The organism is Aliinostoc maniaoense (assembly GCF_058172895.1).
In genome coordinates this window covers 2,421,560-2,445,355 of record NZ_CP187952.1, presented here as the reverse complement: position 1 = coordinate 2,445,355, position 23,796 = coordinate 2,421,560, and the positions used below count along the sequence as shown (strand labels likewise).

Below are 23,796 nucleotides of genomic sequence, written 5' to 3'. Positions count from 1 at the left end.
GCAGGGGGCAGGGGGCAGGGGGCAAGAGGCAGGGGGCAGGGGGAAAAGGGAGACAAGGGAGACAAGGGAGACAAGGGAGACAGGGGAGGAGTTTAACAAAATTTAGAATGCAATCCAGTTTACACTAGTACAAATCAACTATATAAAATTCTCAAATGTCTGACTTAATTTTATTTTGGCATCGTCGTGATTTACGCCTTGGGGATAATACTGGATTAGCTTTAGCAAGGGAACAAACTGCGAAAGTGGTGGGTGTATTTTGCCTGGATGCGAATATTCTAGAACGGGATGATGTTGCACCAGCTAGAGTTACTTACATGATTGGTTGTTTGCAAGCATTACAAGAGGCATATGCACAGGCGGGAAGTCAGTTATTGATTTTGCGTGGTGATCCTGTAAAGATGATTCCTGATTTAGCTGAGACGTTACAAGCTAAAGCAGTGTTTTGGAATTGGGATGTAGAACCTTATTCACAAACACGTGATCGCAATATCATAGAAACTTTAACAGCTAAAGGGATAAAATTTCTCCCGGACAATTGGGATCAAATTCTCCATTCCCCGGCAGCAATTTACTCAGGAAGCAATACACCTTACACTGTGTACACTCCCTTCTGGAAAAATTGGATTAGCAAACCCAAGGCTAAACCAGTCAAAACTCTGGAAAATGCCTGCGGACTCACTCCGGCAGAACAAGCACTTGCCGAACAAGCTGGAGTCATAGCCTTACCCACTGCTAAAGATTTAGGATTTGTTTGGGATGCAGATTTAATTATTTCCCCAGGGGAAGCAGCCGCCCAGGAAAAGTTGGAGAAATTTACCGCCAAAACAATTACAGAATATCAAGAACAGCGTAACTTTCCCGCCATTGATGGCACATCACAACTCAGTGCTGCCTTAAAATTTGGTGTAATTGGGATTCGCACAGTTTGGCAAGCTACCCTAGAAGCTTTAGAAAATTACACCAGCGAAGAAGCTACTGCAAGTATCCGTACTTGGCAACAAGAACTAGCTTGGCGAGAATTTTATCAACACGCTATGTATCACTTTCCTCAGCTGGCAGATGGTGCTTACCGTGATGCTTTTAAAACTTTCCCTTGGGAAAATAACTTAGAATATTTTCAAGCTTGGTGTGAAGGTAGAACAGGCTACCCCATTGTAGATGCAGCCATGCGCCAGTTAAATGAAATTGGTTGGATGCACAACCGTTGTCGGATGATTGTTGCTAGTTTCCTCACCAAAGATTTATTAATTAATCCTCAGTGGGGTGAAAAATACTTTATGCAGAAACTCATTGATGGAGATTTATCTGCTAATAATGGCGGTTGGCAATGGAGTGCTTCTAGTGGGATGGATGCTAAACCCCTGCGGATTTTTAACCCAGCTAGTCAGGCGCAAAAATTCGATCCTGATGGCGAGTATATACGTATGTGGTTGCCAGAGTTAAGTTCTATAGATACGGAATATTTAGTTACAGGTAAAATTACCCCCTTAGAACGTCATGGGGTGGGTTATCCTGAGCCAATTGTAGATCATAAAAAACAGCAACAACTATTTAAACAACGCTATCAACAGCAAAAGGATTTAATTAGCTCCCCAGGATGATTAACAATTCAAAGCCCCTACACCCTTCTTGTTGACTTTGTTAAAATCCTGGTATCCTCGTAACTACCTACGCAGAAAGCAATCATCACAGCGATCGCTATGCTTCAGTATCCCCATCTCGAACAGGCGTTAAAATATCACTTCGGTTATGAACATTTCCGTCCTGGGCAACGGCAAATTATCGAAGACGCACTACAAAATCGGGATTTGATGGTGGTAATGCCTACGGGTGGGGGAAAGTCTCTGTGCTTTCAGTTACCTGCACTGATGAAATCAGGACTAACTGTGGTGGTATCACCGTTGATTGCTTTGATGCAAGACCAAGTAGAAGCACTGCGAAATAATAACATTTCGGCTACATTCCTCAATAGTAGTTTAAATCCGTATCAGGTGCGATCGCGGGAAGATGCCATCCTTAACGGTAAGGTAAGATTACTCTACGTCGCTCCTGAACGTCTTTTGAGTGAAAGATTTCTCCCCTTTATCGATTTAGTACACGAAAAAATCGGGATTTCTATCTTTGCTATTGATGAAGCTCATTGCGTTTCGGAATGGGGACACGATTTTCGGCCGGAATATCGCCAATTAAAATCTCTGCGCCAGCGTTACCCCAATGTCCCCACTCTTGCCCTGACTGCCACCGCTACAGATCGCGTCCGGGCTGATATCATTCAACAATTAGGCTTAAAACAGCCAAGTATTCACATTGCGAGTTTTAATCGCCAAAATCTTTATTACGAAGTCCGCCCTAAAACTAAACAAGCTTACGCCGAATTATTAGAATTAATTCGAGATACGGAAGGTGCAGTTATTATTTATTGTTTAACTCGTAAAAAAGTCGAAGAACTCACTTTTAAACTGCAAAATGATAAAATTTCGGTTTTACCTTATCATGCCGGATTACCCGATCAAGAACGCAGTAAAAATCAAACAAGATTTATTCGGGATGATGTGCGGGTAATGGTAGCAACTATCGCCTTTGGGATGGGAATTAATAAACCTGATGTGCGGTTAGTAGTTCACTTTGATATTCCCCGGAATCTAGAAAGTTACTATCAAGAATCAGGCAGGGCAGGCAGAGATGGCGAACCTTCCAGGTGTACAATATTTTTCAGTTTTGCTGATATTAAAACCATTGAATGGAGCATTGAACAAAAAACTGAGCCGCAAGAACAGTTAATTGCTCGGCAACAACTCCGGCAGATGATAGATTATGCTGAAGGGACAGATTGCCGTCGTACAATTCAACTAGGTTATTTTGGAGAACGCTTTGCTGGTAATTGTGGTAACTGCGATAACTGCCGCTATCCCAAACCTTTAGAAGATTGGACAATTGAAGCCATGAAGTTTTTATCTTGTGTGGCACGTTGTAAAGAAAGATTTGGGATGTTACACATTATTGATGTGTTGCGGGGGGCAAAAAAAGATAAAATCATCCAATACGAACATAACAAACTTTCCACCTACGGTATAGGTAAAGATAGAAGCGTAGATGAATGGCGAATGTTAGGGCGATCGCTATTACATCAAGGTTTATTAGAACAAACTACCGACGGCTATTCTGTACTGAAATTAAACGCCTTAAGCTGGGAAGTCATGCGCCGACAACGGCAAGTAATGCTATCTGTTCCCGTGGTGCAGAAGGTAAGTGTAGTCAAAGATAATGGCAAAGCCGAAGTTGCAGAAGCATTATTACACAGATTGCGATCGCTGCGTAAACAATTAGCTGATGAACAGTCTGTTCCGCCTTATGTAGTCTTCCATGATTCCACTTTGAAATTAATGGCGCAAGTACAGCCAAAAAATCTGGCTGAATTTGGTAAACTCTCTGGCGTAGGTAGTCACAAACTAGCTCAATATGGTGATAGGTTTCTTGCAGAAATTCGCGCCTATCGTCAAGAACAAAGTTCAACAGATCAATCTCTAGATTCTACATTTTCATCGAGTTTAGTTTCTAGCAGTGAATTGCAAACATTACAGTTACATCAACAAGGTTTAAATATTGCTCAAATTGCCCAAAAACGCAATCTCAGTCCTGCTACTATTGCCAGTCACTTAGAAAAACTCATTGCCAAAAATCAACCTGTAGATTTAAATCAATTAGTCCCTCTAGAACATCAACAAAAGATTTGGCAAGTTTTAGAAGTGCTGGGTGATATTGCTTTAACACCCATTAAAGAACAATTGGGTGATAGTTATACTTTTAGTGAGATTCGCTTAGTTAGAGAAAAGTGGCGACGGCAAAATCGGAATAATTCGTAATTAGGGCATTGGGCATTGGGCATTGGGCATATCAATTCAAAATTCAAAATACCCTGCGGGAAGGCTTGCGCCTACAAAATTCAAAATTCAAGAGTTTTTCTGCCTCTGCTCCCCTGCCCCCTGCTCCCCTGCTCCCTTGTCTCCCCTGCCCCCTGCCCCCTTGCAGTCTTAATTATAAGTCTTTAACCGAACACGATATTAAATAATTTCAGACGGGTTTCGGAAAGCATTAATTACTTTATCAAGTTCCTGAGCGATCGCTAATAATTCCATTTCACGCCATCGTTTGCCAACAACTTGCATTCCTATTGGTAAACCATTTTGAGTGTGTCCAATCGGAATCACTACCACAGGATGTCCACTCAGATTAAATGGCATGGTGTAAGCTCCGTTTGCCACGGCATGAGGGTAGGATCGGCCATCAATGTCAATCGCACTCCAAGCGGGACGATGGGTAAAGGCAGGGGTGGCAGCAACAGGAGTGAGCCACGCATCCCACGGTTCTAATGCCTCATCCATTTGGGCAGTGAAACCATCGCGCTCGGTAAGTACCTCAAAATATCCTTTCAGACGTGGGTTCAACAGTTCTGGTAGAAGGCGGCTAAAATCCCCCAATTTGCGGAGTTCTTTTTGCCCTTGGGTAGCGGTGCGAAAAATTTGCTGCCAACTGCGACGCAAGTTATATCGATCTACGGGTTGAGCGTAAATGTTGATGTATGCAGCCATCCGCCCGTAGAGGTTCAGTGTTTTTGATAGATCAAAGTTTTTAGGAAGCCAGCGTTCAATTTGGACACCTGCTTGAGTCAAGGTTTGTGCGATCGCACTCATCGCCACTCGAATTTCAGACGCAACAGGAACTTCTACCCATTCATCGAGCCAAGCAATTTTGAGATTCTGCAAAGACTTACCAGAAGGATGATCAAGCGGAATTGGCGGCACATCAGGACGGCGAATATCAGAGCCTGCAATTAAGGAGAAGCATAGCCGGATATCTTCGAGCGATCGCGCAAAACAACCCACTGTGATCATTTGCCGCAGACACATTGGCATTCCCGGCACTTCTGGAATTTGTCCTGCTGTAGAAATGCGGCGATCCGTAGGCTTCAAACCATACACGCCGCAGAAGTGAGCAGGCTGACGCACTGAACCCGCAATATCGTTACCTAAATCTAATGACGATAACCCTGCTGCCACAGCCGCAGCACTGCCCCCAGAACTCCCGCCGGCAGTGTAGTCAAGATTCCAAGGATTATTGACTCGTGGAAACAGGGAATTTGTACTTTGGTAATCGCCAGCCAGTTCCGCCATGTTTGTTTTTCCCAGGATGACTGCTCCTGCTGTCCGAAGTCTGGCAACGACGGTGGCATCTTGTTGAGGTACGTAGTCTTTGAGAGGAATGTAGCCTGCGGTGGTGAGCAATCCCTCTGTTTCAAAAATGTCTTTAATCGTGATCGGAACACCATGTAAAGCACCCCAGTTTTCGCCTTTAGCTAAAGCCTCATCAGCCAGCCTAGCCCTAAGATAAGCATTTTCCTCATCCAGCGTGCAAATAGCATTCAACTTCGAGTTATGTTTGGCGATTTGAGCCAAGTAAGCTTTGAGAACTTCAACGGCAGAAACTTCACCCTCACGAATCATTCGCGCCAGTTGATGGGCAGGAGCAAACGTCAGACTACTCATATACGTAGACAGGTAATTCTTGATAGTCCCCTAAAAAGCCCTAAAAAACCGGGTTTCTGAATCAAGAAACCCGGTTTTTAACCGAGGTGCAAGATGTGTGTATTCCCAAGATTTTAATTCAGGGATGAATTAATAATTATTTTTAAGCTAAGTAGAACGACTTGAAAAAACCAAACTATGTAAAGTAATGTAAAAAAATTGAATTTAGTTCGTAGTAAGGACTTTAGTCCTTAAGAGAGGACTAAAGTCCTCACTACAAACCTTTAATTATTTACACCGTTCTACTTAAATCCTAGCTAACACTGTATTGATTAAATCAAGACAGCACATCTACATAGCTAGAAACATTAGCATTCTCATCTTCTGATGCCTTCACGGGAATTGGTGAAACAACTTCTTGATTTTTTGTAGCCAGAATTAATGATAGTAGTTTTGGTAGCACGAGACAGACAGCAGTATTTACCAGAGTCAAGATTATACCATCCATCAAATTCATCGACTTACCCCTCTTGCAAAACTTCTCAGCTATTTTCTATCTTAGTATTAATTACTAGTTGCATCATTGATCACAGATTTTGATTTTCTTCTAGTATCCATAAGTTTGCTCTATGTATATTTTTGTTAAGTAAATTGTGATCTTTTAAAAACAGTGATCATCAATAAAAAAATACCTTGTAAAAACACTTCATTAAATTAGCTATCAAAGCTTAATTGTGAAGCGATCGCAAGGTATAACTATCAACTAAAATCAATTGATATCATCACACATTCAGTCCTGAATCATGCAGAGAAAATTACTTACAATAGTCCATCAATTCACAGAACATTTATCACAGAAATGTGGACTGAATTTACAAAAATGATTTCCAGTTAAGGGATAAGTCGCGCAGTAGGGAAAACTAGTAATTCCCTGATTTGTTGGTTGCAATTTTGCAACTTTAGCTAATCTGTGATGCCTTTTTCTTCGTGGTGGAGAGAGAATCAATGATAAAAGTTTGGGTAATGCCAAACAAGCAACAACATTGATCAGTGTTAGCAAGAAAGCATCTAGTAAACCGATAGGTAATCACCCCCAGAACATAATGTAGGTGGTCACTATTGATAGTTGCACAATTGGATTTAGCAGTCAGAATTTAACACTCAGACCTATGATCAACATTGGTAGATCAATCTATCAAGCATACCAAACCCTGATAAATCATCTGTTTTGACTTGTGTATTCTGAATCCCCACAGCATACCCATTGATTTAGGTCTATATAAATTAACTTTAACATAAGTTTAGCTCAATCCAAATGTCAAGGTTGCGAAACTGACTACATAGTGAGTGATTTAGATATAGAGAAGCGATATTCTAACGTAATAAGAGAATCAATTGAGACAGAACAGATTTAAATATTGAGGTGATATGTAATGGTAAACATCCAACCAAGGTCTTCTTTTTTATCCAATATTAGTAAGCAAGAAAGTTTGTCACTACAACGTTTGGTAGATTACAGCCAGATAGATTCACTCTCAGAAATCTGGCCTTTAGCAGCCAAACATTTTGGTAACATTGTGGCACTGCATAACCCCCACGCTCAACCAGAGGTAAAAATTACTTATAACCAGTTAGCAGAAAAAATTCAGCAATTCGCGGCTGGTTTACAAGCTTTAGGGGTACAACCAGGCGATCGCATTGCCCTAATAGCCGATAATAGTCCTCGTTGGTTCATTGCCGATCAAGGCATAATTACCGCCGGGGGAGTAGACGCGGTGCGAAGTTCCCAGGCAGAAAGGGAAGAAGCCTTATACATCATAGGTCACAGTGGTAGTACAGTTTTAATAGTCGAAGATTTAAAAACACTGCAAAAACTGCGCGATCGCCTCAACGATTTACCAATTGGGCTAATAATCTTACTCTCCGATGAAGTACCATCAGCCGAGGAAACAATCAAAACCCTCAACTATAACCAATTACTAGAACTTGGTGGTAATCATACCCTAGTCAGAGTCAAACAAACCTCACAAAACCTCGCCACCCTAATTTACACATCTGGAACTACAGGTAAACCCAAGGGAGTCATGCTTTCTCATGGCAACTTATTACACCAAGTCCAAACCATCGGCACAGTAGTACAACCCCAACCAGGGGATATAGCCTTGAGTATTCTCCCGACTTGGCACAGCTATGAGCGCAGTGGTGAGTATTTCTTGCTGTCTCAAGGTTGTACGCAAGTTTACACTAATTTACGTTCCGTCAAAAAAGATTTAAAACAATTCAAACCCAATTACATGATAGCTGTTCCCCGACTGTGGGAATCTATTCATGAAGGTGTGCAGAAACAGTTCCGCGAACAACCAGCCAAAAAACAACGGCTGATCTATTTTTTATTGGGTGCAAGTGAGAGATATATCAAAGCCAAGCGCATTGCTCAAGGTTTAAGTTTAGATCATCTTCATGTTTCATCTGCGGCACGTTTAGGGGCGAGAATATTAGCATCAGCTTTCTTCCCCTTCCACGCCCTAGGAGAACGTATAGTTTACGCCAAAGTCCGGGAAGCTACAGGGGGACGCATCAAACACGTTATTAGCGGCGGTGGTGCATTACCCCGACATATAGATAACTTTTTTGAGATTGTCGGTGTAGAAATTTTACAAGGTTACGGTTTAACAGAAACTTCCCCCGTGACTAACGCCCGTCGCCCTTGGCACAATTTAAGAGGTTCATCGGGACAACCAATACCCGGTACAGAAGTGAAAATTGTAGATCCAGAAACTCGCCAACCCTTACGAAATGGGCAACGAGGCTTGGTATTGTTGCGAGGGCCACAAATCATGCAAGGCTATTACCAAAATCCTGAAGCCACAGCCAAAGTTATTGATGCTGAAGGTTGGTTTAATAGCGGTGACTTAGGCTGGATAACACCATATAATGACCTAGTGCTAACCGGCAGGGCAAAAGATACCATTGTCTTGACGAATGGGGAAAATATCGAGCCGCAGCCCATCGAGGATGCCTGCTTGCGATCGCCCTACATCGATCAGATTATGTTAGTTGGACAAGACCAACGCTCTATCGGTGCTTTGATCGTCCCCAACTTGGAAGCCTTGGAAAAATGGGCTGAGGGTCAAAATCTTACCTTAGTCACCCAGGATGATAATTTAACTCCTTCATCCGGTGAAACCATTACCCTGGAGAGTAAAATGATCCAGGATTTATTCCGGCAAGAATTGAATCGGGAAGTGCAGAATCGTCCGGGTTATCGCCCAGATGACCGTGTAGGGCCGTTTAGACTGATTCTAGAGCCATTTTCTATCGACAATGGCTTAATGACACAAACAATGAAAATCCGGCGACACGTTGTCATGGAACGCTACCAAGATATGATCGCCGCCATGTTTGCCTAATAATTCCACACTGCAAACTACAAGAGTGAACGTGAAATTTTTATGACAGATGTCTCCAACCCTAACCTGCTTCTGAAGCGCGTCGTTAACGTTAAAGTCATTGTTACACCCCTCTGGAAAGAGGAAGTACAACAACAACTGCAAGCGCAAATCAACCAACTTGATCAGCAATTGCAACAGTTGGACGTTGAAGGACAAAGAGCGATCGCCGCCATTCAAAAGCAAAGTCTCCAGCCACCAGGCCCCCAAACCCTCCAACAAATCGATAACATTCAACAGCAAGTCAATCAAAAGAAAACCGAATTTTTAGAGCAGAAAAACCAAATGCTGCAAAATCTCCAACAAGTACAATTACTAGAGTTGGATCAAGAAGTAAATCAATTCCAAATGGAAGGCTTTTTCCGTGTAGAACGGGGCGATAACTTAATTAGCAAAATGCAAGTTGAAATCGTTCTCCGTGATGGAGTTGTTGAAGATATTCGTGGCGATATATAAATTAAAGTTGCGAAGTCTCAAACTAAATCTTTGATCTCCCGCCCCTTGTGGGCGGTCTTTTTTATATAACACTCCACACTCCACACCGGCTAAACCTCGCACTACCGCTAATAGCACACCACACACCACACTCATTACTCATTACTCATTACTCATCATTGAATTTGAGAACCTACCCAAACAATTTGCCAAATCGGTGGGGAACTTGATAAAAGCGATCGCCCGAAGGTACTCATCTCCAAACGATATTTTTTTTCCGTAGATACACCATTATCTAACACTTTTTGAGTTACTATCACTACAGCCTGATTTGGTTGAGGATAAGCAACCTCTACCTGACGCTTACCCTTGATCAGTGTAAAATCTTCCAAGAAATTCACAGCCAACTTTGCCGGATCACTACCTTGTAACGGAGAATTAATACTTTCTAATGGTATATTTTCATATTCAGCCCGTTCTGGGTCTGCGACAATTTCTTGAGAATGTTGTACATCTGACAATTGCTGTGGTTGAGCATTGACATTATCAACAATTGGCACTGGTGTTTGGGACTGCATCATATAGACACTAGCACCAGCAGTCACGAAGATACTGAGTATCAAAATCAAAAAAAACTTCAGTTTTACTGACATAAAACTAAACACGTATTTTAAAGAACACTAATGGTCAAATAATTTCGGATTTTCAATGGATGCTTCACTACTAACTACTCCCTAACATCTTCCTTGAGAAAGCTACCAATTTCTGATAATTGGTGATGAGTGATACAAAAATATATAAAAATTTCATGGGAATTATGAAAAAATCGTGCTAATGGCTGATAACCAAAAGCCAAAATTGATTATTAACATGAGAGCATAGACCTTAAGGTTGTCTGGATGTTCCGAGAGGGGGAGGGGAGGGGGGCAGGGAGCAGGGAGCAGGGAGCAGGGAGCAGGAGGAGACAAGGTAGACAAGGTAGACAAGGGAGAAACATTTACCCCAATTCCCAATGCCCCATGCCCCATGCCCAATTCCCAATTCCCAATTCCCCATTTAAAATAGAAAATTTCAACCTAAAACTCTCCTGCCAAGATACAATTCGATCTGGCAAAAGCTGTTAAAGTCCATAAACCCATTGATTCTAGAACCACCATATGAGCATTCACGAAATATTCATGCCCGCGCTGAGTTCCACCATGACTGAAGGTAAAATTGTCTCCTGGGTAAAATCGCCAGGGGATAAAGTGGAAAAAGGCGAAACAGTGGTGGTTGTGGAGTCAGATAAGGCAGATATGGATGTAGAAACCTTCTATGAAGGATATCTAGCACATATCGTAGTGCAAGCGGGTGAAAGTGCGCCTGTAGGGGCAGCGATCGCTTATGTTGCAGAAACTGAAGCGGAAATTGCAGCCGCCCAATCTATGGGAAATGGCGGCGGTGCAGCCTCTACTCCCACGGCTACCCCTGAACCAGTGGCGGCTACAGCCTCAGTAGTCACATCAACCGTAGCATCTCAAAATGGGTCTAACCACAAGGAAGGTAGGCTTGTAGCTTCACCAAGAGCGCGGAAGTTAGCCAAAGAATTGAAAGTAGATTTAACCTCCCTCAAAGGTAGTGGCCCTTACGGTCGCATTGTGGCTGAGGATGTAGAATCTGTCGTGGGTAAAACTACTGCACCTGCTGCACCCACAACCCCCCCACCAAGCATTACCCCAGTTGCACCAGCAGCAGCACGAACAGCCGCACCTGCACCCGCACCTGCACCAGTAGCAGCCGTTCCCGGTCAAATAGCACCATTCAATGCTCTGCAAAACGCTGTAGTTCGGAATATGGTAGCGAGCCTAGCTGTACCAGAATTTCGTGTTGGCTACACAATCACCACTGATGGTTTAGACAAACTTTACAAACAAATTAAATCCAAAGGCGTAACGATGACAGCGTTACTGGCGAAAGCGGTAGCGGTGACATTACAAAAATACCCACTTTTAAATGCTAGCTATTCGGATCAAGGTGTGGTTTATCATGGCGACATCAATATTGCTGTAGCAGTGGCGATGGATGATGGCGGTTTAATTACACCAGTATTAAAAAATGCCGACCAAGTAGACATTTATTCCCTCTCGCGCACTTGGAAGTCTTTAGTAGACCGCGCCAGAGCTAAACAACTCCAACCCGATGAGTACAATAGTGGTACTTTTACTCTGTCTAACTTGGGGATGTATGGAGTAGATACATTTGATGCTATTTTACCCCCCGGACAAGGTTCTATTTTAGCGATCGGTGCATCTCGTCCCCAAGTTGTAGCGACTCCAGACGGTTTGTTTGGTGTGCGTCAACAAATGCAGGTGAATATTACTTGTGACCACCGCATTATTTATGGCGCAGATGCGGCAGCGTTTTTACAAGACTTGGCTAAGTTGATTGAAACTAATCCCCAATCTCTAACTCTTTAATAAAATACTTCATCCCCTTGTGGGTAGATTTTTTGCATATTGGGCATGGTCAACAGTTACCATTGCCCAATTTTTGTCTTTAAGTTAATTATTTTATTGAACGCACCCCATCTAAATCAAAGATTATAGATGGGGATTCATTCGCTAAAAATAGCGTTACCAGAAAAACTGGCGTTCTCAGTGTGCCGTTGGAACTTTTGCCTACGGACACTCTAGTAAAAAAATTAGTAATAATAGCAACAAAACTAGTAATTACTAATATAAAAATGGTCGTGTCTCCAGGCTTTGCCTTTTACCGTACCAACTATATTTTACCACGATCTTGGGTTTCGCTTACCCTACCTAAACAAGTTATAGGTAGGGACTGCGCTCAACATTCTTTGTTCAAACTTTATTAGAACTGAATCTGGAATCTGAAGTACAAAAACTGAAGTAAACATCAGGGAGTAAACATAAGAATAAGGAAGCAAAAGGATGAATTTATTCTCTAATTCCGTGAAACTTGCCGCTATGGCTTTGATTGCAGGTACTTCATTATCTTTGACTAGCTTACCTGCTTCTGCTAATAACACCAGAGTTTATGTCAAAAATTCCTCATGTGTAACTTATAACGATAGAGGAGAAGTTGTTGGGACAGTCCGTCGAGGTTACTACCCACTCAACCGAATTTACAAAGGTAGAGATGGCAGAAATTATGCTCGGATTTATGCTGATTTCCGCAGATCAGGGCGCGGTATAGGATACGTAAACATCCCAACTTCTTGCCTGAATAATAATGGCAGGTATGTTACCGAATACTAATACCAATTTGGGATTTTGGATTTTGGATTGAAAGCCTAGATTCATAGGCTATTCCAGCAGAGCAAAGTAATACTACTTATCCAAATCTGGTATAAATACTACAATATTGTTTAAATTAAAACCCCGAATTTTCGTAAAAAACGGGGTTTTTACGTTTGACAAATTAGTTAATATAGCTCACTCAATTTTGCCAAATCTTTCGGTGCGTTACGCGATCGCTAATACACCCTACCCAACTACCCAACTATCAATTGCGGATAATGTATTTTTTGGTGTTCCCCAAACTCACGGCTTTTCAAGTATTACTGAGGAAATCAGGATAATTTTATAAAAAAATCATTAAATTTTTAACGGCCAATGCCTAGTTAATGTGTAGCGCAAATGATAATTTTGCAAAGAAGCAGTAATGGTACTAACATGGATAAGATAATCTGGTTAGATTAATAACATTACCAGTCAGCCATTGTTGCAGCTATGAATCGTTTTTCTGAAAACATCATAAATCTTCGTGAGTACGGCTTAGAGCAGAATCGGCTGGCTCAAATGTGTGGTTCTAAGGAATTATTCCGCGATCGCTATGAAATATTACGTATTTTAGGTAGGGGTGGTTTTGGTATCACTTTTCTTGCTCAAGATGCGGTATTACCCGGACATCCCCTATGTGTGATTAAACAACTCTGTCCCAAGGTTACTAGTAGTAAACGTTGGGAAAATGCCTGTAGACGTTTTGCACAGGAAGCTAAAATCTTAGCTAAACTCGGTAGCCATTCCCAAATTCCCATGTTGCTCGACTATTTTGAAGGGGAAGGGGAACTATATTTAGTGCAGGAATATATCCACGGTTGGACTTTAGCGCGAGAAGTCAAACGCAATGGCACGAAAACAGAAGCTCAAGTTAAACAGTTTTTGCGGGAATTACTGCCAGTTTTGCAATATCTTTATGAAAATCAAGTTATTCACCGAGATATTAAACCCCTAAATCTCTTACGCTGTGCAGATGATCAGCGCATAGTGTTAATAGATTTTGGTGCAGTTAAAGAAAATTTAATGGATGTAGGTAATGATTTACTCCATCCCATGATGAATACTAACTTTGTAGGCACAATGGGATTTGCACCACCAGAACAATTTTCTTTACGTCCGGTATATGCTAGTGATATTTATGCCCTAGGGATGACCTGTGTTTATTTATTAACTGGCAAAGCTCCCTTAGAAATGGAAAATGATAGCCAGACTGGTGAAATATCTTGGTATAAATATGTAAAAGTCAGTGATAGTTTTGCTGAGATTTTAAACAAAATGTTAAAGTTTTCTCTCAATGAACGCTTTCAAAAGCCTAGTGATGTGAGTAGAGCATTGAGGGTAGAAAGTGACATACCACACTTGAGTAACTTTTTGACTACGCAACCAATTAAAAATAAACTGCCACAAAAAATAGATACTGCTCAAGAATATATCTCCCCGGTAGCCAGAACTGCGATCGCTATTCGGGAATGGAAAGCTAAACTCAAAACCAAACACCCCCAAAGTCCACTTTATTAAATTCATTCGTCGAGGCAGGGAACTCTTAAGTAGAACAGGGTAAATAATTAAAGGTTTGTAGTGAGAACTTTAGTTCTCTCTGCGTTCTCTCCGTTCGCGGAGCGTGTCGTAGACAGACGCTCCGTGAACAAATAAGGACTAAAGTCCTTACTACGAACTCTATCTTACTCTTTTTGTCTCACTTTACATGGTTTGGTGTTTTCAAGTCGTTCTACTTAGGGAAGAACAGAGAACAGAAAAAGAATATGTGTTAGGTTGCGCTGAACAAGACATTTTATGGCGGAATATTATATAATCGGGAGAATAATTAATCAGGTAGAGAGATTCCTGTTTAGGATCTGCCTGTACCAGCATTTACCAAGATTTACTATATCAATAACACCCCCATTCCTGATACCAGTGTCATCTACTAAAAGTACACAATATTTACTCTCAATTCAGGTATTTATAGGGGTGAAATTAACATAATTTGTCATGCAGCCGCACCTATCAGAACATGATCTGCTGCTTAAATCCAGATTGCCTAAATCCTCATAATTCAGATGGTCAAAAATCCTGTCAAAGTTGTGGTACTCCCTTAGTCCCACTCTTAAGAAATCGCTTCCGTGTCATCCGAGTGCTTTCTGATGAAGGAGGATTTGGTAGAACCTATCTATCAGAAGATACCGATAAATTAAATGAGCATTGTGTCATTAAACAATTAGCACCAAAATTTCAAGGAACTTGGTCACAAAAAAAAGCTGTAGAGTTGTTTGCTGAAGAAGCTAAACGATTACAAGAACTAGGAGAACATCCCCAAATTCCCACACTCTTGGCTTATTTTCAACAAGACAATTGTTTGTATTTGGTGCAACAGTTTATCAATGGTCAAAACTTGTTAAAGGAGTTACAGCAACGAAAAAACTATCGTCCTGGCGAAATTCAAGCGATACTTTTAGATATACTACCGGTGTTGAAATTTATTCACGATCGCGGTGTAATTCATCGTGACATCAAACCGGAAAATATTATCCGTTGTCGCAGTGATGGGCGATTAAATCTCATTGATTTTGGTTCATCTAAGCAATTAACCGCCAAAGCTCAAAATTTTGGCACATCCATTGGTTCACATGGTTACTCACCCCTAGAACAAATCCGGGATGGGAAGGCTTATGCTGCTAGTGATTTATTCGCTTTGGGGGCTACCTGTTTTCATTTGTTAACGGGAGTGTCACCGTTTCAATTGTGGATGGAACACGGCTATGGTTGGGCAACAAATTGGCGACAATATTTGCATCGTCCTCTCACTCCAGAGTTAGATTTTGTCCTGGATAAGCTGTTACAAAAAGACCTGAAAAACCGCTACCAATCAGCTGATGAAGTTCTCCAAGATATCACCCCTAAACAGCAGCTTGCATTACCATCTGCCGGGCAAACATCCGGTAAAATCCCCTCTACCCACGTATATCAAAAACCGCGTTTAGGTATCTTACGCGGGTTAGTGCGGACTGGTGTTTTACTGTCGGCTTTGGTGCTGTTGTTTGGGTTTAATGAATCTTGGTATCAACAATATCGCCGAATTTATCACAGTTTATCCCCGAAGCTAATTCAGCGTAGTTATAATACTGCTCCTGGAAAAGCATTTTTAGCGCAACCACAAAAAACAACCTTGAGAGCAGTGGCTTTATTAAACACTCTCCCAGGACATGAAAATATTGTGTCTTCAGTCGCGGTGAGTCCAGATGGTAAAATCATCGCTAGTAGTGGAGACGATCGCACCATTAAACTCTGGAATATCGCCACAGGTCAACAAATCGCCACTTTAACAGGACATTCCCGTAAAGTTAATATCGTTGCCATTAGTCCCGATGGTCAAACCTTGGTGAGTGGTAGTGATGACAACACCATTAAAATCTGGAATCTCAAAACTCGTCAGGTAATGCACACTTTAACAGGTCATAGTGATGCCATTCACGCTTTAGCTATCAGTGCCAATAACAAAACTTTGGTGAGTGGCAGTGATGACAAAACTGTGAAAGTCTGGAATATCGCCAACGGGAGATTAATTACTTCCCTGAGAGGCCATAGATTTTGGATACGTTCAGTTGCTATCAGTCCCGATAATATGACGATTGCTAGTGGTAGTTTTGATAAAACCATCAAAATCTGGAATTTACAGACTGAATCTTTGCTGCGGACTATTGCAGGTCGTAGCGAGACAGTGACATCAATTGCCTTTAGTCCTGATGGTAACATTCTCGCCAGTGCTAGCCGCGATCGCACTATCAAACTCTGGAATATTCAGGAAGGGACAAGACTCCTCACCCTTAGAGGTAGTACAGAAACAGTCACAGCCGTTGCTTTTAGTCCCGATGGTAACACCCTCGCCAGTGCCAGCCGTGACCAAACCATCAAACTCTGGAATTTAGAAACCGGTGAAGAAATACGTACCCTTATGGGACATGAAAACACGGTGACATCCGTAGCTTTTACCCCAGATGGGCAAAGTCTAGTCAGTGGTAGTGAAGATAATACTATTAGAATTTGGCGGATCTAAAAATGGCAGACTGGCTCAATTTAGCAAATAATTAATAAATGTACATAAAATTTATTGAGATTATATGCCAGTTAAAGTTGGAGACACTGCCCCAAATTTTACTCTACCTACTCAAAATGGCTCAACAGTCAGTCTGAGCGATTTTCGAGGAAATAAATCTGTTGTGTTGTACTTTTACCCCAAGGATGACACCCCCGGATGTACAGCAGAATCTTGTGCTTTTCGTGATCAGTATGAAGTTTTTCAAAATGCTGGTGCTGAAGTGATTGGTGTGAGTGGAGATTCCCAAGCATCTCACCAACGATTTGCCGCTAGATACAATCTACCTTTTACCCTGCTGAGTGATCAAGGCGACCAAATACGCAAACTCTACGGCGCAACAGCCGCTTTTGGCTTGTTCCCTGGGCGTGTTACCTATGTTATCGACCAAAATGGCATTGTACAGTATGTATTTGATTCGATGTTCAATTTTCAAGGCCATGTCGAGGAAGCATTGAAAACATTGCAGAATTTGGCAGCACGATAAAAGAAACTTAATCAACGCGATGTGCAACTTATTTTTCAAACCCCTCTCCAAACCTGCAACTGTAGAGACGTTGCATGCAACGTCTCTACTTTAAATCTTGCTCCCCTTCCCACTCCTTCGGAGAAGCAAGCTATGTAGGGAAGGGGTTGGGGGTTAGGTTTGAGAGAAAGTTGCACACGGCGTTAATCAATAAATTTTCTGCTGTGGAGACTTAGCATAGCTAAGTCTCCACATTATTTTGGGAATATTTCTACATTTCCTCACAAGTTCCTCATAATTTAATTTGAGAATAATTTTCAGTAAATCTCAAATGTAAATTGCTATGGAATGTCATCAATGTAAATCTAAAAGTCAATCTTGTGGAAAGCGATCGCGTAACTTGCTATTTTTCCGCAAACAGCAGCAAGATGTAACTCAGGCAAATTCATCAAGTCCGACTATTGCCTTGGTAGGAATGCCTAATGTTGGTAAAAGTGTACTATTTAATGCACTAACAGGAATTTATGTCACTGTTTCTAATTACCCTGGTACGACTGTGGAGGTAAGTCGTGGGCTAGCGGAGATTGGGGAGCAAACTATAACGGTGATTGATACACCAGGAATGTACTCTCTAATGCCCATTAGTGAAGAAGAAAAGGTAGCTAGAGATTTATTGCTCACACAACCTGTAGCCTCAGTGATTCATGTGGTAGATGCAAAGAACTTGGGAAGAATGCTACCTCTCACCTTTCAACTGATTGAGGCTGGATTACCTGTTGTACTAGCTGTCAACATGATGGATGAAGCGCGGCGTTGGGGTTTGGAATTGCGACAAGACACCCTGGAGATGGAGTTAGAAATCCCAGTAGTGTGCATGGCAGCAGCTTTAAACCAAGGTATAGATGAATTGAAACACAGAATCGCTCCGTTCTTGCCAGTTCAGGGTGTGATGGTAATGGCTTGATTGGAGGCAGGGGTAGGAGGCAGGGGGCAGGGAGCAGGGGGCAGGGGAAGAGTTTTTTAGTCAACTATCAACTATGAAAGCCAATGATTACTCAAGTTATTTATCCAGAACCAATTGAAGCCGCGATCGCACAATTGCAATCGTGGTGGCAAACATTGGGCGATCGCTATCTATTCGCTAATTACTCACTCTCACCCCGTAGTCTGGCTTTATTGCTTTTACAAAAAGATCCAGGGCTTTGGCAAACTCTGCAACAGGATCAAGAACAATGTCGTCATCTGGAAGTATTGATTACGGTGACGCAAAATCAACTCAGACAACCCATTGGATTAGCGATCGCTAATACCCGTCAAAGTCAGGCTCACGCTATAGAAAGAGCAGTTTTACAGGAAACGAGACAGGCGCGCTCTTCACTCACTGATACACTCCACAAACTCACAGTCAACCCCATTACCGGATTTCCTATCCTACTTCTCATTCTTTATTACGGAGTCTACAAATTTGTTGGGGAGTTTGGCGCAGGGGAACTGGTTGATCACATCGAGACATTTTTTGAATCACAAATCAATCCATTTGTCAACCAAATTACCGCCCAAGTCATTCCTTGGCAACCAATTCAAGATTTGATTGCTCATGACTATGGAATTATCACCTTGGGGGTTCGCTACGCTACAGCCATTGTGTTACCTGTAGTTGCGACTTACTTTTTAATGTTCTCGTTATTGGAAGATAGCGGTTATCTTCCCCGTCTATCTTTAATGTTAGATCGCTTATTTAAATCCGTGGGTTTATCTGGCCGTGCAGTGATTCCGATGGTATTAGGCTTAGGGTGTGATACCATGGCCACCATTGTCACCCGTACCTTAGAAACCAAACGGGAACGATTAATTGCTACCTTTTTACTTTCCTTGGCTATTCCCTGTGCAGCGCAGTGGGGTGTAATTGTGGGATTACTAGCACAAAAACCCGCCGCTTTACTGTTTTGGGGAGGTTTTATTTCTGCCATCTTTATTGTAGTTGGCTATCTCACCGCTAAATTATTACCCGGTAATTCTGGTAAATTTTATATGGAAGTGCCGCCTTTACGTCTGCCTAAATTGCGGAATGTGCTAACTAAAACCTGGGTGCGGATGAAGTGGTATTTTATAGAAGTCTTACCCTTGTTTATTTGGGCATCTGTATTGATTTGGGTAGGACGATTAACAGGATTATTTGATGCAATTATTCGGGGAATTGAACCCATTACATCCGCCTTGGGAATGCCCACACAAGCAGCACCAATATTTCTCTATGGCTTCTTTAGAAGAGATTATGGTGCAGCCGGGTTGTTTGATTTGCAGCAACAAGGTAGTCTCACTGGTAATCAGTTAGTGGTAGCGGCGATTGTTTTGACTTTATTTTTACCCTGTATCGCCCAATTGCAAATGCTGATTAAGGAACGGGGAACTAAAACTACTGTAGCGATCGTACTGTTTATTTTCCCCTTCGCTTTCTTGATGGGATATCTTGTGAATTTGGGTTTAACTTTATTTGGAGTTAACTTTTAGGTATGAACGCCTTATCTACAGTCAAAATCGGTGAACCCCAAACGGTAGTCAGTTTGCGAACTGAAGATCATGCAGTGTTACAAAAGCTGATGGCATTTGGGATTTTACCAGGCAGCAATTTAGTGCTAGAGCAACGCTTTCCATCCTATATCATTATGGTGGGTAGAACCCGCACCGCTTTGGATTGGGAAACAGCCCAAAGTATTTTTGTCGAACCACGGTAATTTGTAATACTCGCAAAGCGAGTTCGCGGAGCGTTCTCGGAGAGTAGCAAGCTACGTCGTTCGTAATGGGCTGCGCCCCGCTACGCTAAAGTAATTCGTAATTGCGTTGAAGTATAGCGATCGCTGTTTACACTCAAGACTCCCATCCTAGGGTGTTTGCGACTTGATTGGAGATAGTCATGGGATTAAAGGGTTTTGTAATTATACCTGCTATTCCCATTTGAGTAAAACGTAGGCGATCGCTTGGTTGGATTTTGGCTGTCAGTAATACTATTGGAATCGATTGTATCTCTGGATCAGATTGTAATTTCTCAAACACCTCAAATCCATCCATGTCAGGCATACAGATATCTAGGAGAATCGCATCCCATTTCCTGGCTTTTACTGTCACCAATGCTTCCTTCCCTGACTTAGCTGTGCTGACTTCCCATCCTGCCATTTCTTCTAAGGCAACTTGGATAATACGACGAATATCAGGTTCATCATCAATAATTAACAGGTGTTTAGTCACGTCGCTTTCCTCCAAATTCAAAATGAGTAATGAGTAATAAATAAACTAGCTGATCAGCTAGTTTTCGAGCAGATTACCGAAACTGCGCTCGCTAATGAGTCTATTAAACAAGCGGCGCAAGTTAATACTAAAGAAAACTTTGCCCCAGTTCTAGAAAAGCATCTAGAAAATCTCTTTATCGAACGCATGGATGGTAACGAGAAAATCTTTATGCAAGTGATGAATAGTGAAGAATTTAAAGCAGTTGTGTTTGAAAAATTACTTTCTAGTATTTATGAGAGTATTAATACCAATTATTTATAAAATTGCGCCAAATAAATGCTGTAGAGACGTTGCATGCAACGTCTCTACACTACTTCATCAAGAAACAGTATAAGAGCGAACATTGATGATAAATTTTATTGATGTGCAACATGGCAACAACTCTACAAAAAGATATAGCATATACTGAGCATCGACCTTAACAGTCCCCAGGTGGATGATTGATTGTTGTGCAACCAGTTGACTTTACGACTTTGACAGCCGCTTGTAGCGAACTCCGCACCCACTGGCTACCCTCACGTTTAGAGCAAGTGTATCAGCGCGATCGCTATACTATTGCTATAGCTGTGCGTACCCTGAAAACTAGAGGCTGGCTAGAAATATCTTGGCATCCTCAAGCTGCACATATCAGCATTGGTTATCCACCACCACGCACACCTGATACTTTTACCTTTAGCCAACAATTAATACATCAGTTGGGTGGTTTGGCTTTGGTAGGAATTGAGGCGATCGCACCTTGGGAAAGGGTGATAGACTTAAAATTTGCCCGTCGTCCGGGAGAAGATGCCTTATATCATCTCTATGTGGAGATTATGGGCAAATATAGCAATGTTATTCTCACAGACGCTAACAATCTCATCATCACTGCCGCCCATCAAGTCAGTCAACAGCAATCTAGTGTTCGCCCCATCCAAACAGGACAAATTTATGAAACACCGCCAAAACTGACTGGCACTGTCCCTAGTTTGCATGAATCCCCCACCCGTTGGCAAGAAAGGATTAGTTTAGTTCCAGGCGCGATTAAAAAGCAGTTACTTAAAAGTTATAGCGGTTTGAGTGCGGCTTTAGCTGAGTCTATGTTGCTGGCGGCGGATATCACACCAGATACCAACACCGATAGCCTCACCCCAGAAGATTGGCAAAGATTATGGCAAAATTGGCAGTTATGGCTACAAACATTAGAAAATGGCAATTTTCAGCCGGCTTGGACTAAGAATGGCTATACAGTCATGGGTTGGGGTAGCATTGCACCAGCCCAAGATATTCAGACATTAATTAATGAGTATTACACTGGACAAATTAATCAGCAGCTATTTACCCAATTACGCCATCAATTGAGCCAAAAATTGAGTAATATTTTAGGTAAATTAAGAAATAAAGCCCAAACATTTAGCGATCGCCTGCAACAATCAGATCAAGCTGATGATTATCGTCAAAAAGCCGATTTATTAATGGCGCATTTGCACACATGGCAACCAGGGATGAAAACTATTACCCTGCAAGACTTTGAGACTGGTGAACCGATAGCGATCGCACTGCAACCCGATAAAAATGCTGTCCAAAATGCCCAAAATCTCTACAAACAGCATCAAAAACTCAAACGCGCCCGCATTGCTGTAGAACCATTACTAAAAGATGTGCAAGCAGAAATTGATTATTTAGAACAAGTTGAAGCCGCAATTTCTCAGATAGAAAATTATCAAACACCAGAAGATTTACAAGCTTTAGAAGAAATTCGGGATGAATTAATTGGACAAAAATATTTAGAAGAATTAGATTATCGTCGCCGCAGTAATGAAATTCCCAGCATCAACTTTCGTAATTATTCCACACCTAACGGTTTTCAAGTATTAATTGGTCGTAACAACAGCCAAAATGATCAATTAACATTTCGAGTAGCTGGAGATTATGATTTGTGGTTTCATGCTCAAGAAATTCCTGGTAGTCATGTCTTATTACGTTTAGAACCCGGTGCTGTACCAGATAACACAGACTTACAATTTGTTGCCAACCTAGCAGCTTATTACAGTCGCGCCCGTCAAAGTGAGCAAGTACCAGTAGTTTACACCGAACCAAAACACGTATATAAACCCAAAGGCGCGAAACCAGGAATTGCTATTTATAAACAAGAACGCATTATTTGGGGAAAACCGCAGATGGTTAAGTTAGGGGTGTAAGGGTGTAAGGGTGTAAGGGTGTAGGGGTGTAGGGGTGTAGGGGTGTAAGGGTGTAAGGGTGTAAGGGTGTAAGGGTGTAAGGGTGTAAGGGTGTAAGGGTGTAAGGGTGTAAGGGTGTAAGGGTGTGTAGGGGAGCAGACGAAACAAATTCTACCTTGTCTACCTTGTCTACCTTGTCTCCCCCTGCCCCCGTTCGGCTGACGCTCACGGCGAACCTGCCCCCTGCCCCCTGCTCCCTGCCCCCTGCTCCCTGCCCCCTGCTCCCTGCCCCTAGTCCCTAATCACTTCTTTAATCTGACATCAATAACAGAGGCATTAAAGTTGTAGTTGAAACCTTCTAACTCAAAGGGCATACCGATTTTTACTTTACTGTTACCTAAAACGGGGCCATCTTTGGTGACTTCTGCTTGACCTTGTAAAGTGAGCAGCATATCTGTACTAAAGTTATTACTTCTGGGATCTGGTAATTCTTTTACAGAACCATCTGGTTGACCAACTGTTAAAGTTCTAGGTAGCACTTTTACAGATTTAATACCAATCTCACCGTAAGGTTGATTGCGGATAATCACTTTAGTTTTACCACCTGATTTAAAACCTTGCTCAGATAACTGCTCAGGATCGCGCACATTTAACCCACGAACTACTAAATCTACTTCTATCGGCGTTTTTTTAGCTCCCACTTGAGCGATAGAACCACCAGTACCCGGAAAGACAAAAATCCCAATTATCACTAACAGAATAACTAACCCTGCAAATAAGTCGAGTATATTGATTTTGCCGAACAAGCGACCTTTGGAATCTAAAATAGTCATAAGAATTTTTTCCAGAGTAGATTCAAGTAATTGATTTTAGCAACAAGTTTCATCATAGGGGTATTGGGAATGGGGAATGGGGCATGGGGCATTGGGCATTGGGCATTGGGCATTGGGCATTGGGCATTGAGGTAAATATTTCTCCCTTGTCTCCCCTGTCTCCCCCTGCCCCCTGCTCCCTGCTCCCTGCCCCCCTACCCCCCTACCTCCACTCCCTGAGTCGCCAATGCAACTTAACAAGGCATCTGTACGTCTCAAATAGTAGATGTT

At 42.0% G+C, this 23,796-nt stretch carries 21 protein-coding genes; 14 read left to right on the top strand and 7 right to left on the bottom strand.

The window, feature by feature from the left end; translation table 11 throughout:
- Positions 1–155 precede the first annotated feature (155 nt).
- Positions 156–1,604, top strand: a complete 1,449-nt coding sequence (locus ACPZ3T_RS10885; protein ID WP_490276126.1) for a deoxyribodipyrimidine photo-lyase, 8-HDF type — start codon at positions 156–158, stop codon at positions 1,602–1,604.
- A 99-nt stretch (positions 1,605–1,703) separates the two neighbouring features.
- A complete protein-coding gene (gene recQ / locus ACPZ3T_RS10880; protein WP_490276124.1) occupies positions 1,704–3,866 on the top strand; it encodes a DNA helicase RecQ in 2,163 nt (720 codons plus the stop codon).
- A gap of 198 nt (positions 3,867–4,064) precedes the next feature.
- Here recQ and ACPZ3T_RS10875 read toward each other — a convergent pair whose 3' ends face one another.
- Entirely contained in the window at positions 4,065–5,546 is a 1,482-nt protein-coding gene (locus ACPZ3T_RS10875) for an amidase (protein ID WP_490276122.1), read from the bottom strand.
- 316 nt (positions 5,547–5,862) lie between these two features.
- Positions 5,863–6,033 carry a hypothetical protein gene (locus ACPZ3T_RS10870; RefSeq protein WP_490276120.1) on the bottom strand — a complete coding sequence of 57 codons (171 nt, stop codon included), beginning with the start codon at positions 6,031–6,033 and terminating at the stop codon, positions 5,863–5,865.
- Between the two features lie 925 nt (positions 6,034–6,958).
- On the opposite strand from ACPZ3T_RS10870, the gene ACPZ3T_RS10865 reads away from it, so the two are divergent.
- Positions 6,959–8,935, top strand: coding sequence for an AMP-dependent synthetase/ligase (locus ACPZ3T_RS10865; protein ID WP_490276118.1), 1,977 nt, complete (start codon positions 6,959–6,961; stop codon positions 8,933–8,935).
- A gap of 42 nt (positions 8,936–8,977) precedes the next feature.
- Positions 8,978–9,430 (top strand): YlqD family protein, encoded by a 453-nt coding sequence (locus ACPZ3T_RS10860; RefSeq protein WP_490276116.1) that lies wholly within the window; start codon positions 8,978–8,980, stop codon positions 9,428–9,430.
- Positions 9,431–9,585: 155 nt separating this feature from the next.
- Here the strand turns inward: ACPZ3T_RS10860 and ACPZ3T_RS10855 are convergent, their stop codons facing one another.
- Entirely contained in the window at positions 9,586–10,014 is a 429-nt protein-coding gene (locus ACPZ3T_RS10855) for a hypothetical protein (protein WP_490276114.1), read from the bottom strand.
- Positions 10,015–10,300: 286 nt separating this feature from the next.
- On the opposite strand from ACPZ3T_RS10855, the gene ACPZ3T_RS10850 reads away from it, so the two are divergent.
- The 9 genes from ACPZ3T_RS10850 (at position 10,301) to ACPZ3T_RS10810 (ending at position 19,984) form a co-directional block, all read left to right on the top strand.
- On the top strand, positions 10,301–10,474 hold the full coding sequence (locus ACPZ3T_RS10850; RefSeq protein WP_490276112.1) for a hypothetical protein: 174 nt from the start codon (positions 10,301–10,303) through the stop codon (positions 10,472–10,474).
- A gap of 92 nt (positions 10,475–10,566) precedes the next feature.
- Complete coding sequence (locus ACPZ3T_RS10845; protein ID WP_490276110.1) at positions 10,567–11,865, top strand: dihydrolipoamide acetyltransferase family protein; 1,299 nt, start codon at positions 10,567–10,569, stop codon at positions 11,863–11,865.
- Positions 11,866–12,339: 474 nt separating this feature from the next.
- Positions 12,340–12,666, top strand: a complete 327-nt coding sequence (locus ACPZ3T_RS10840) for a hypothetical protein (protein WP_490276108.1) — start codon at positions 12,340–12,342, stop codon at positions 12,664–12,666.
- A 474-nt stretch (positions 12,667–13,140) separates the two neighbouring features.
- On the top strand, positions 13,141–14,208 hold the full coding sequence (locus ACPZ3T_RS10835) for a protein kinase domain-containing protein (RefSeq protein ID WP_490276106.1): 1,068 nt from the start codon (positions 13,141–13,143) through the stop codon (positions 14,206–14,208).
- A gap of 496 nt (positions 14,209–14,704) precedes the next feature.
- Positions 14,705–16,744 carry a protein kinase domain-containing protein gene (locus ACPZ3T_RS10830; RefSeq protein WP_490276104.1) on the top strand — a complete coding sequence of 680 codons (2,040 nt, stop codon included), beginning with the start codon at positions 14,705–14,707 and terminating at the stop codon, positions 16,742–16,744.
- 64 nt (positions 16,745–16,808) lie between these two features.
- A complete protein-coding gene (locus ACPZ3T_RS10825; RefSeq protein ID WP_490276102.1) occupies positions 16,809–17,270 on the top strand; it encodes a peroxiredoxin in 462 nt (153 codons plus the stop codon).
- Between the two features lie 322 nt (positions 17,271–17,592).
- Positions 17,593–18,213 (top strand): FeoB small GTPase domain-containing protein, encoded by a 621-nt coding sequence (locus ACPZ3T_RS10820; protein WP_490276100.1) that lies wholly within the window; start codon positions 17,593–17,595, stop codon positions 18,211–18,213.
- An 83-nt stretch (positions 18,214–18,296) separates the two neighbouring features.
- The gene (locus ACPZ3T_RS10815) at positions 18,297–19,760 is read left to right on the top strand and encodes a nucleoside recognition domain-containing protein (RefSeq protein ID WP_490276098.1); all 1,464 of its coding nucleotides are present in this window, start codon (positions 18,297–18,299) and stop codon (positions 19,758–19,760) included.
- A gap of 2 nt (positions 19,761–19,762) precedes the next feature.
- Positions 19,763–19,984 carry a FeoA family protein gene (locus tag ACPZ3T_RS10810; RefSeq protein ID WP_490276096.1) on the top strand — a complete coding sequence of 74 codons (222 nt, stop codon included), beginning with the start codon at positions 19,763–19,765 and terminating at the stop codon, positions 19,982–19,984.
- A gap of 133 nt (positions 19,985–20,117) precedes the next feature.
- Here ACPZ3T_RS10810 and ACPZ3T_RS10805 read toward each other — a convergent pair whose 3' ends face one another.
- On the bottom strand, positions 20,118–20,495 hold the full coding sequence (locus ACPZ3T_RS10805; RefSeq protein WP_490276094.1) for a response regulator: 378 nt from the start codon (positions 20,493–20,495) through the stop codon (positions 20,118–20,120).
- A gap of 491 nt (positions 20,496–20,986) precedes the next feature.
- Here ACPZ3T_RS10805 and ACPZ3T_RS10800 point away from each other — a divergent pair, with 491 nt between their 5' ends.
- Entirely contained in the window at positions 20,987–22,714 is a 1,728-nt protein-coding gene (locus ACPZ3T_RS10800) for an Rqc2 family fibronectin-binding protein (RefSeq protein WP_490276091.1), read from the top strand.
- Here the strand turns inward: ACPZ3T_RS10800 and ACPZ3T_RS10795 are convergent.
- From ACPZ3T_RS10795 to ACPZ3T_RS10785, 3 genes are all read right to left on the bottom strand, one after another.
- Positions 22,698–22,922: a hypothetical protein gene (locus tag ACPZ3T_RS10795; RefSeq protein WP_490276089.1), complete on the bottom strand. Its 225-nt coding sequence runs from the start codon at positions 22,920–22,922 to the stop codon at positions 22,698–22,700. The genes ACPZ3T_RS10800 and ACPZ3T_RS10795 overlap by 17 nt on opposite strands.
- A gap of 73 nt (positions 22,923–22,995) precedes the next feature.
- Positions 22,996–23,526 carry a DUF4330 domain-containing protein gene (locus tag ACPZ3T_RS10790; RefSeq protein WP_490276087.1) on the bottom strand — a complete coding sequence of 177 codons (531 nt, stop codon included), beginning with the start codon at positions 23,524–23,526 and terminating at the stop codon, positions 22,996–22,998.
- A 36-nt stretch (positions 23,527–23,562) separates the two neighbouring features.
- Complete coding sequence (locus ACPZ3T_RS10785; protein WP_490276086.1) at positions 23,563–23,784, bottom strand: hypothetical protein; 222 nt, start codon at positions 23,782–23,784, stop codon at positions 23,563–23,565.
- Positions 23,785–23,796 lie beyond the last annotated feature (12 nt).

What these genes read in the sequence shown, in the direction of transcription:
- ACPZ3T_RS10885 (WP_490276126.1), top strand. Translation starts at nt 156, where the DNA reads ATGTCTGACTTAATTTTATTTTGGCATCGTCGTGATTTACGCCTTGGG.
- recQ (WP_490276124.1), top strand. Translation starts at nt 1,704, where the DNA reads ATGCTTCAGTATCCCCATCTCGAACAGGCGTTAAAATATCACTTCGGT.
- ACPZ3T_RS10875 (WP_490276122.1), bottom strand. Translation starts at nt 5,546, where the DNA reads ATGAGTAGTCTGACGTTTGCTCCTGCCCATCAACTGGCGCGAATGATT.
- ACPZ3T_RS10870 (WP_490276120.1), bottom strand. Translation starts at nt 6,033, where the DNA reads ATGGATGGTATAATCTTGACTCTGGTAAATACTGCTGTCTGTCTCGTG.
- ACPZ3T_RS10865 (WP_490276118.1), top strand. Translation starts at nt 6,959, where the DNA reads ATGGTAAACATCCAACCAAGGTCTTCTTTTTTATCCAATATTAGTAAG.
- ACPZ3T_RS10860 (WP_490276116.1), top strand. Translation starts at nt 8,978, where the DNA reads ATGACAGATGTCTCCAACCCTAACCTGCTTCTGAAGCGCGTCGTTAAC.
- ACPZ3T_RS10845 (WP_490276110.1), top strand. Translation starts at nt 10,567, where the DNA reads ATGAGCATTCACGAAATATTCATGCCCGCGCTGAGTTCCACCATGACT.
- ACPZ3T_RS10840 (WP_490276108.1), top strand. Translation starts at nt 12,340, where the DNA reads ATGAATTTATTCTCTAATTCCGTGAAACTTGCCGCTATGGCTTTGATT.
- ACPZ3T_RS10835 (WP_490276106.1), top strand. Translation starts at nt 13,141, where the DNA reads ATGAATCGTTTTTCTGAAAACATCATAAATCTTCGTGAGTACGGCTTA.
- ACPZ3T_RS10830 (WP_490276104.1), top strand. Translation starts at nt 14,705, where the DNA reads ATGATCTGCTGCTTAAATCCAGATTGCCTAAATCCTCATAATTCAGAT.
- ACPZ3T_RS10825 (WP_490276102.1), top strand. Translation starts at nt 16,809, where the DNA reads ATGCCAGTTAAAGTTGGAGACACTGCCCCAAATTTTACTCTACCTACT.
- ACPZ3T_RS10820 (WP_490276100.1), top strand. Translation starts at nt 17,593, where the DNA reads ATGGAATGTCATCAATGTAAATCTAAAAGTCAATCTTGTGGAAAGCGA.
- ACPZ3T_RS10815 (WP_490276098.1), top strand. Translation starts at nt 18,297, where the DNA reads ATGATTACTCAAGTTATTTATCCAGAACCAATTGAAGCCGCGATCGCA.
- ACPZ3T_RS10810 (WP_490276096.1), top strand. Translation starts at nt 19,763, where the DNA reads ATGAACGCCTTATCTACAGTCAAAATCGGTGAACCCCAAACGGTAGTC.
- ACPZ3T_RS10790 (WP_490276087.1), bottom strand. Translation starts at nt 23,526, where the DNA reads ATGACTATTTTAGATTCCAAAGGTCGCTTGTTCGGCAAAATCAATATA.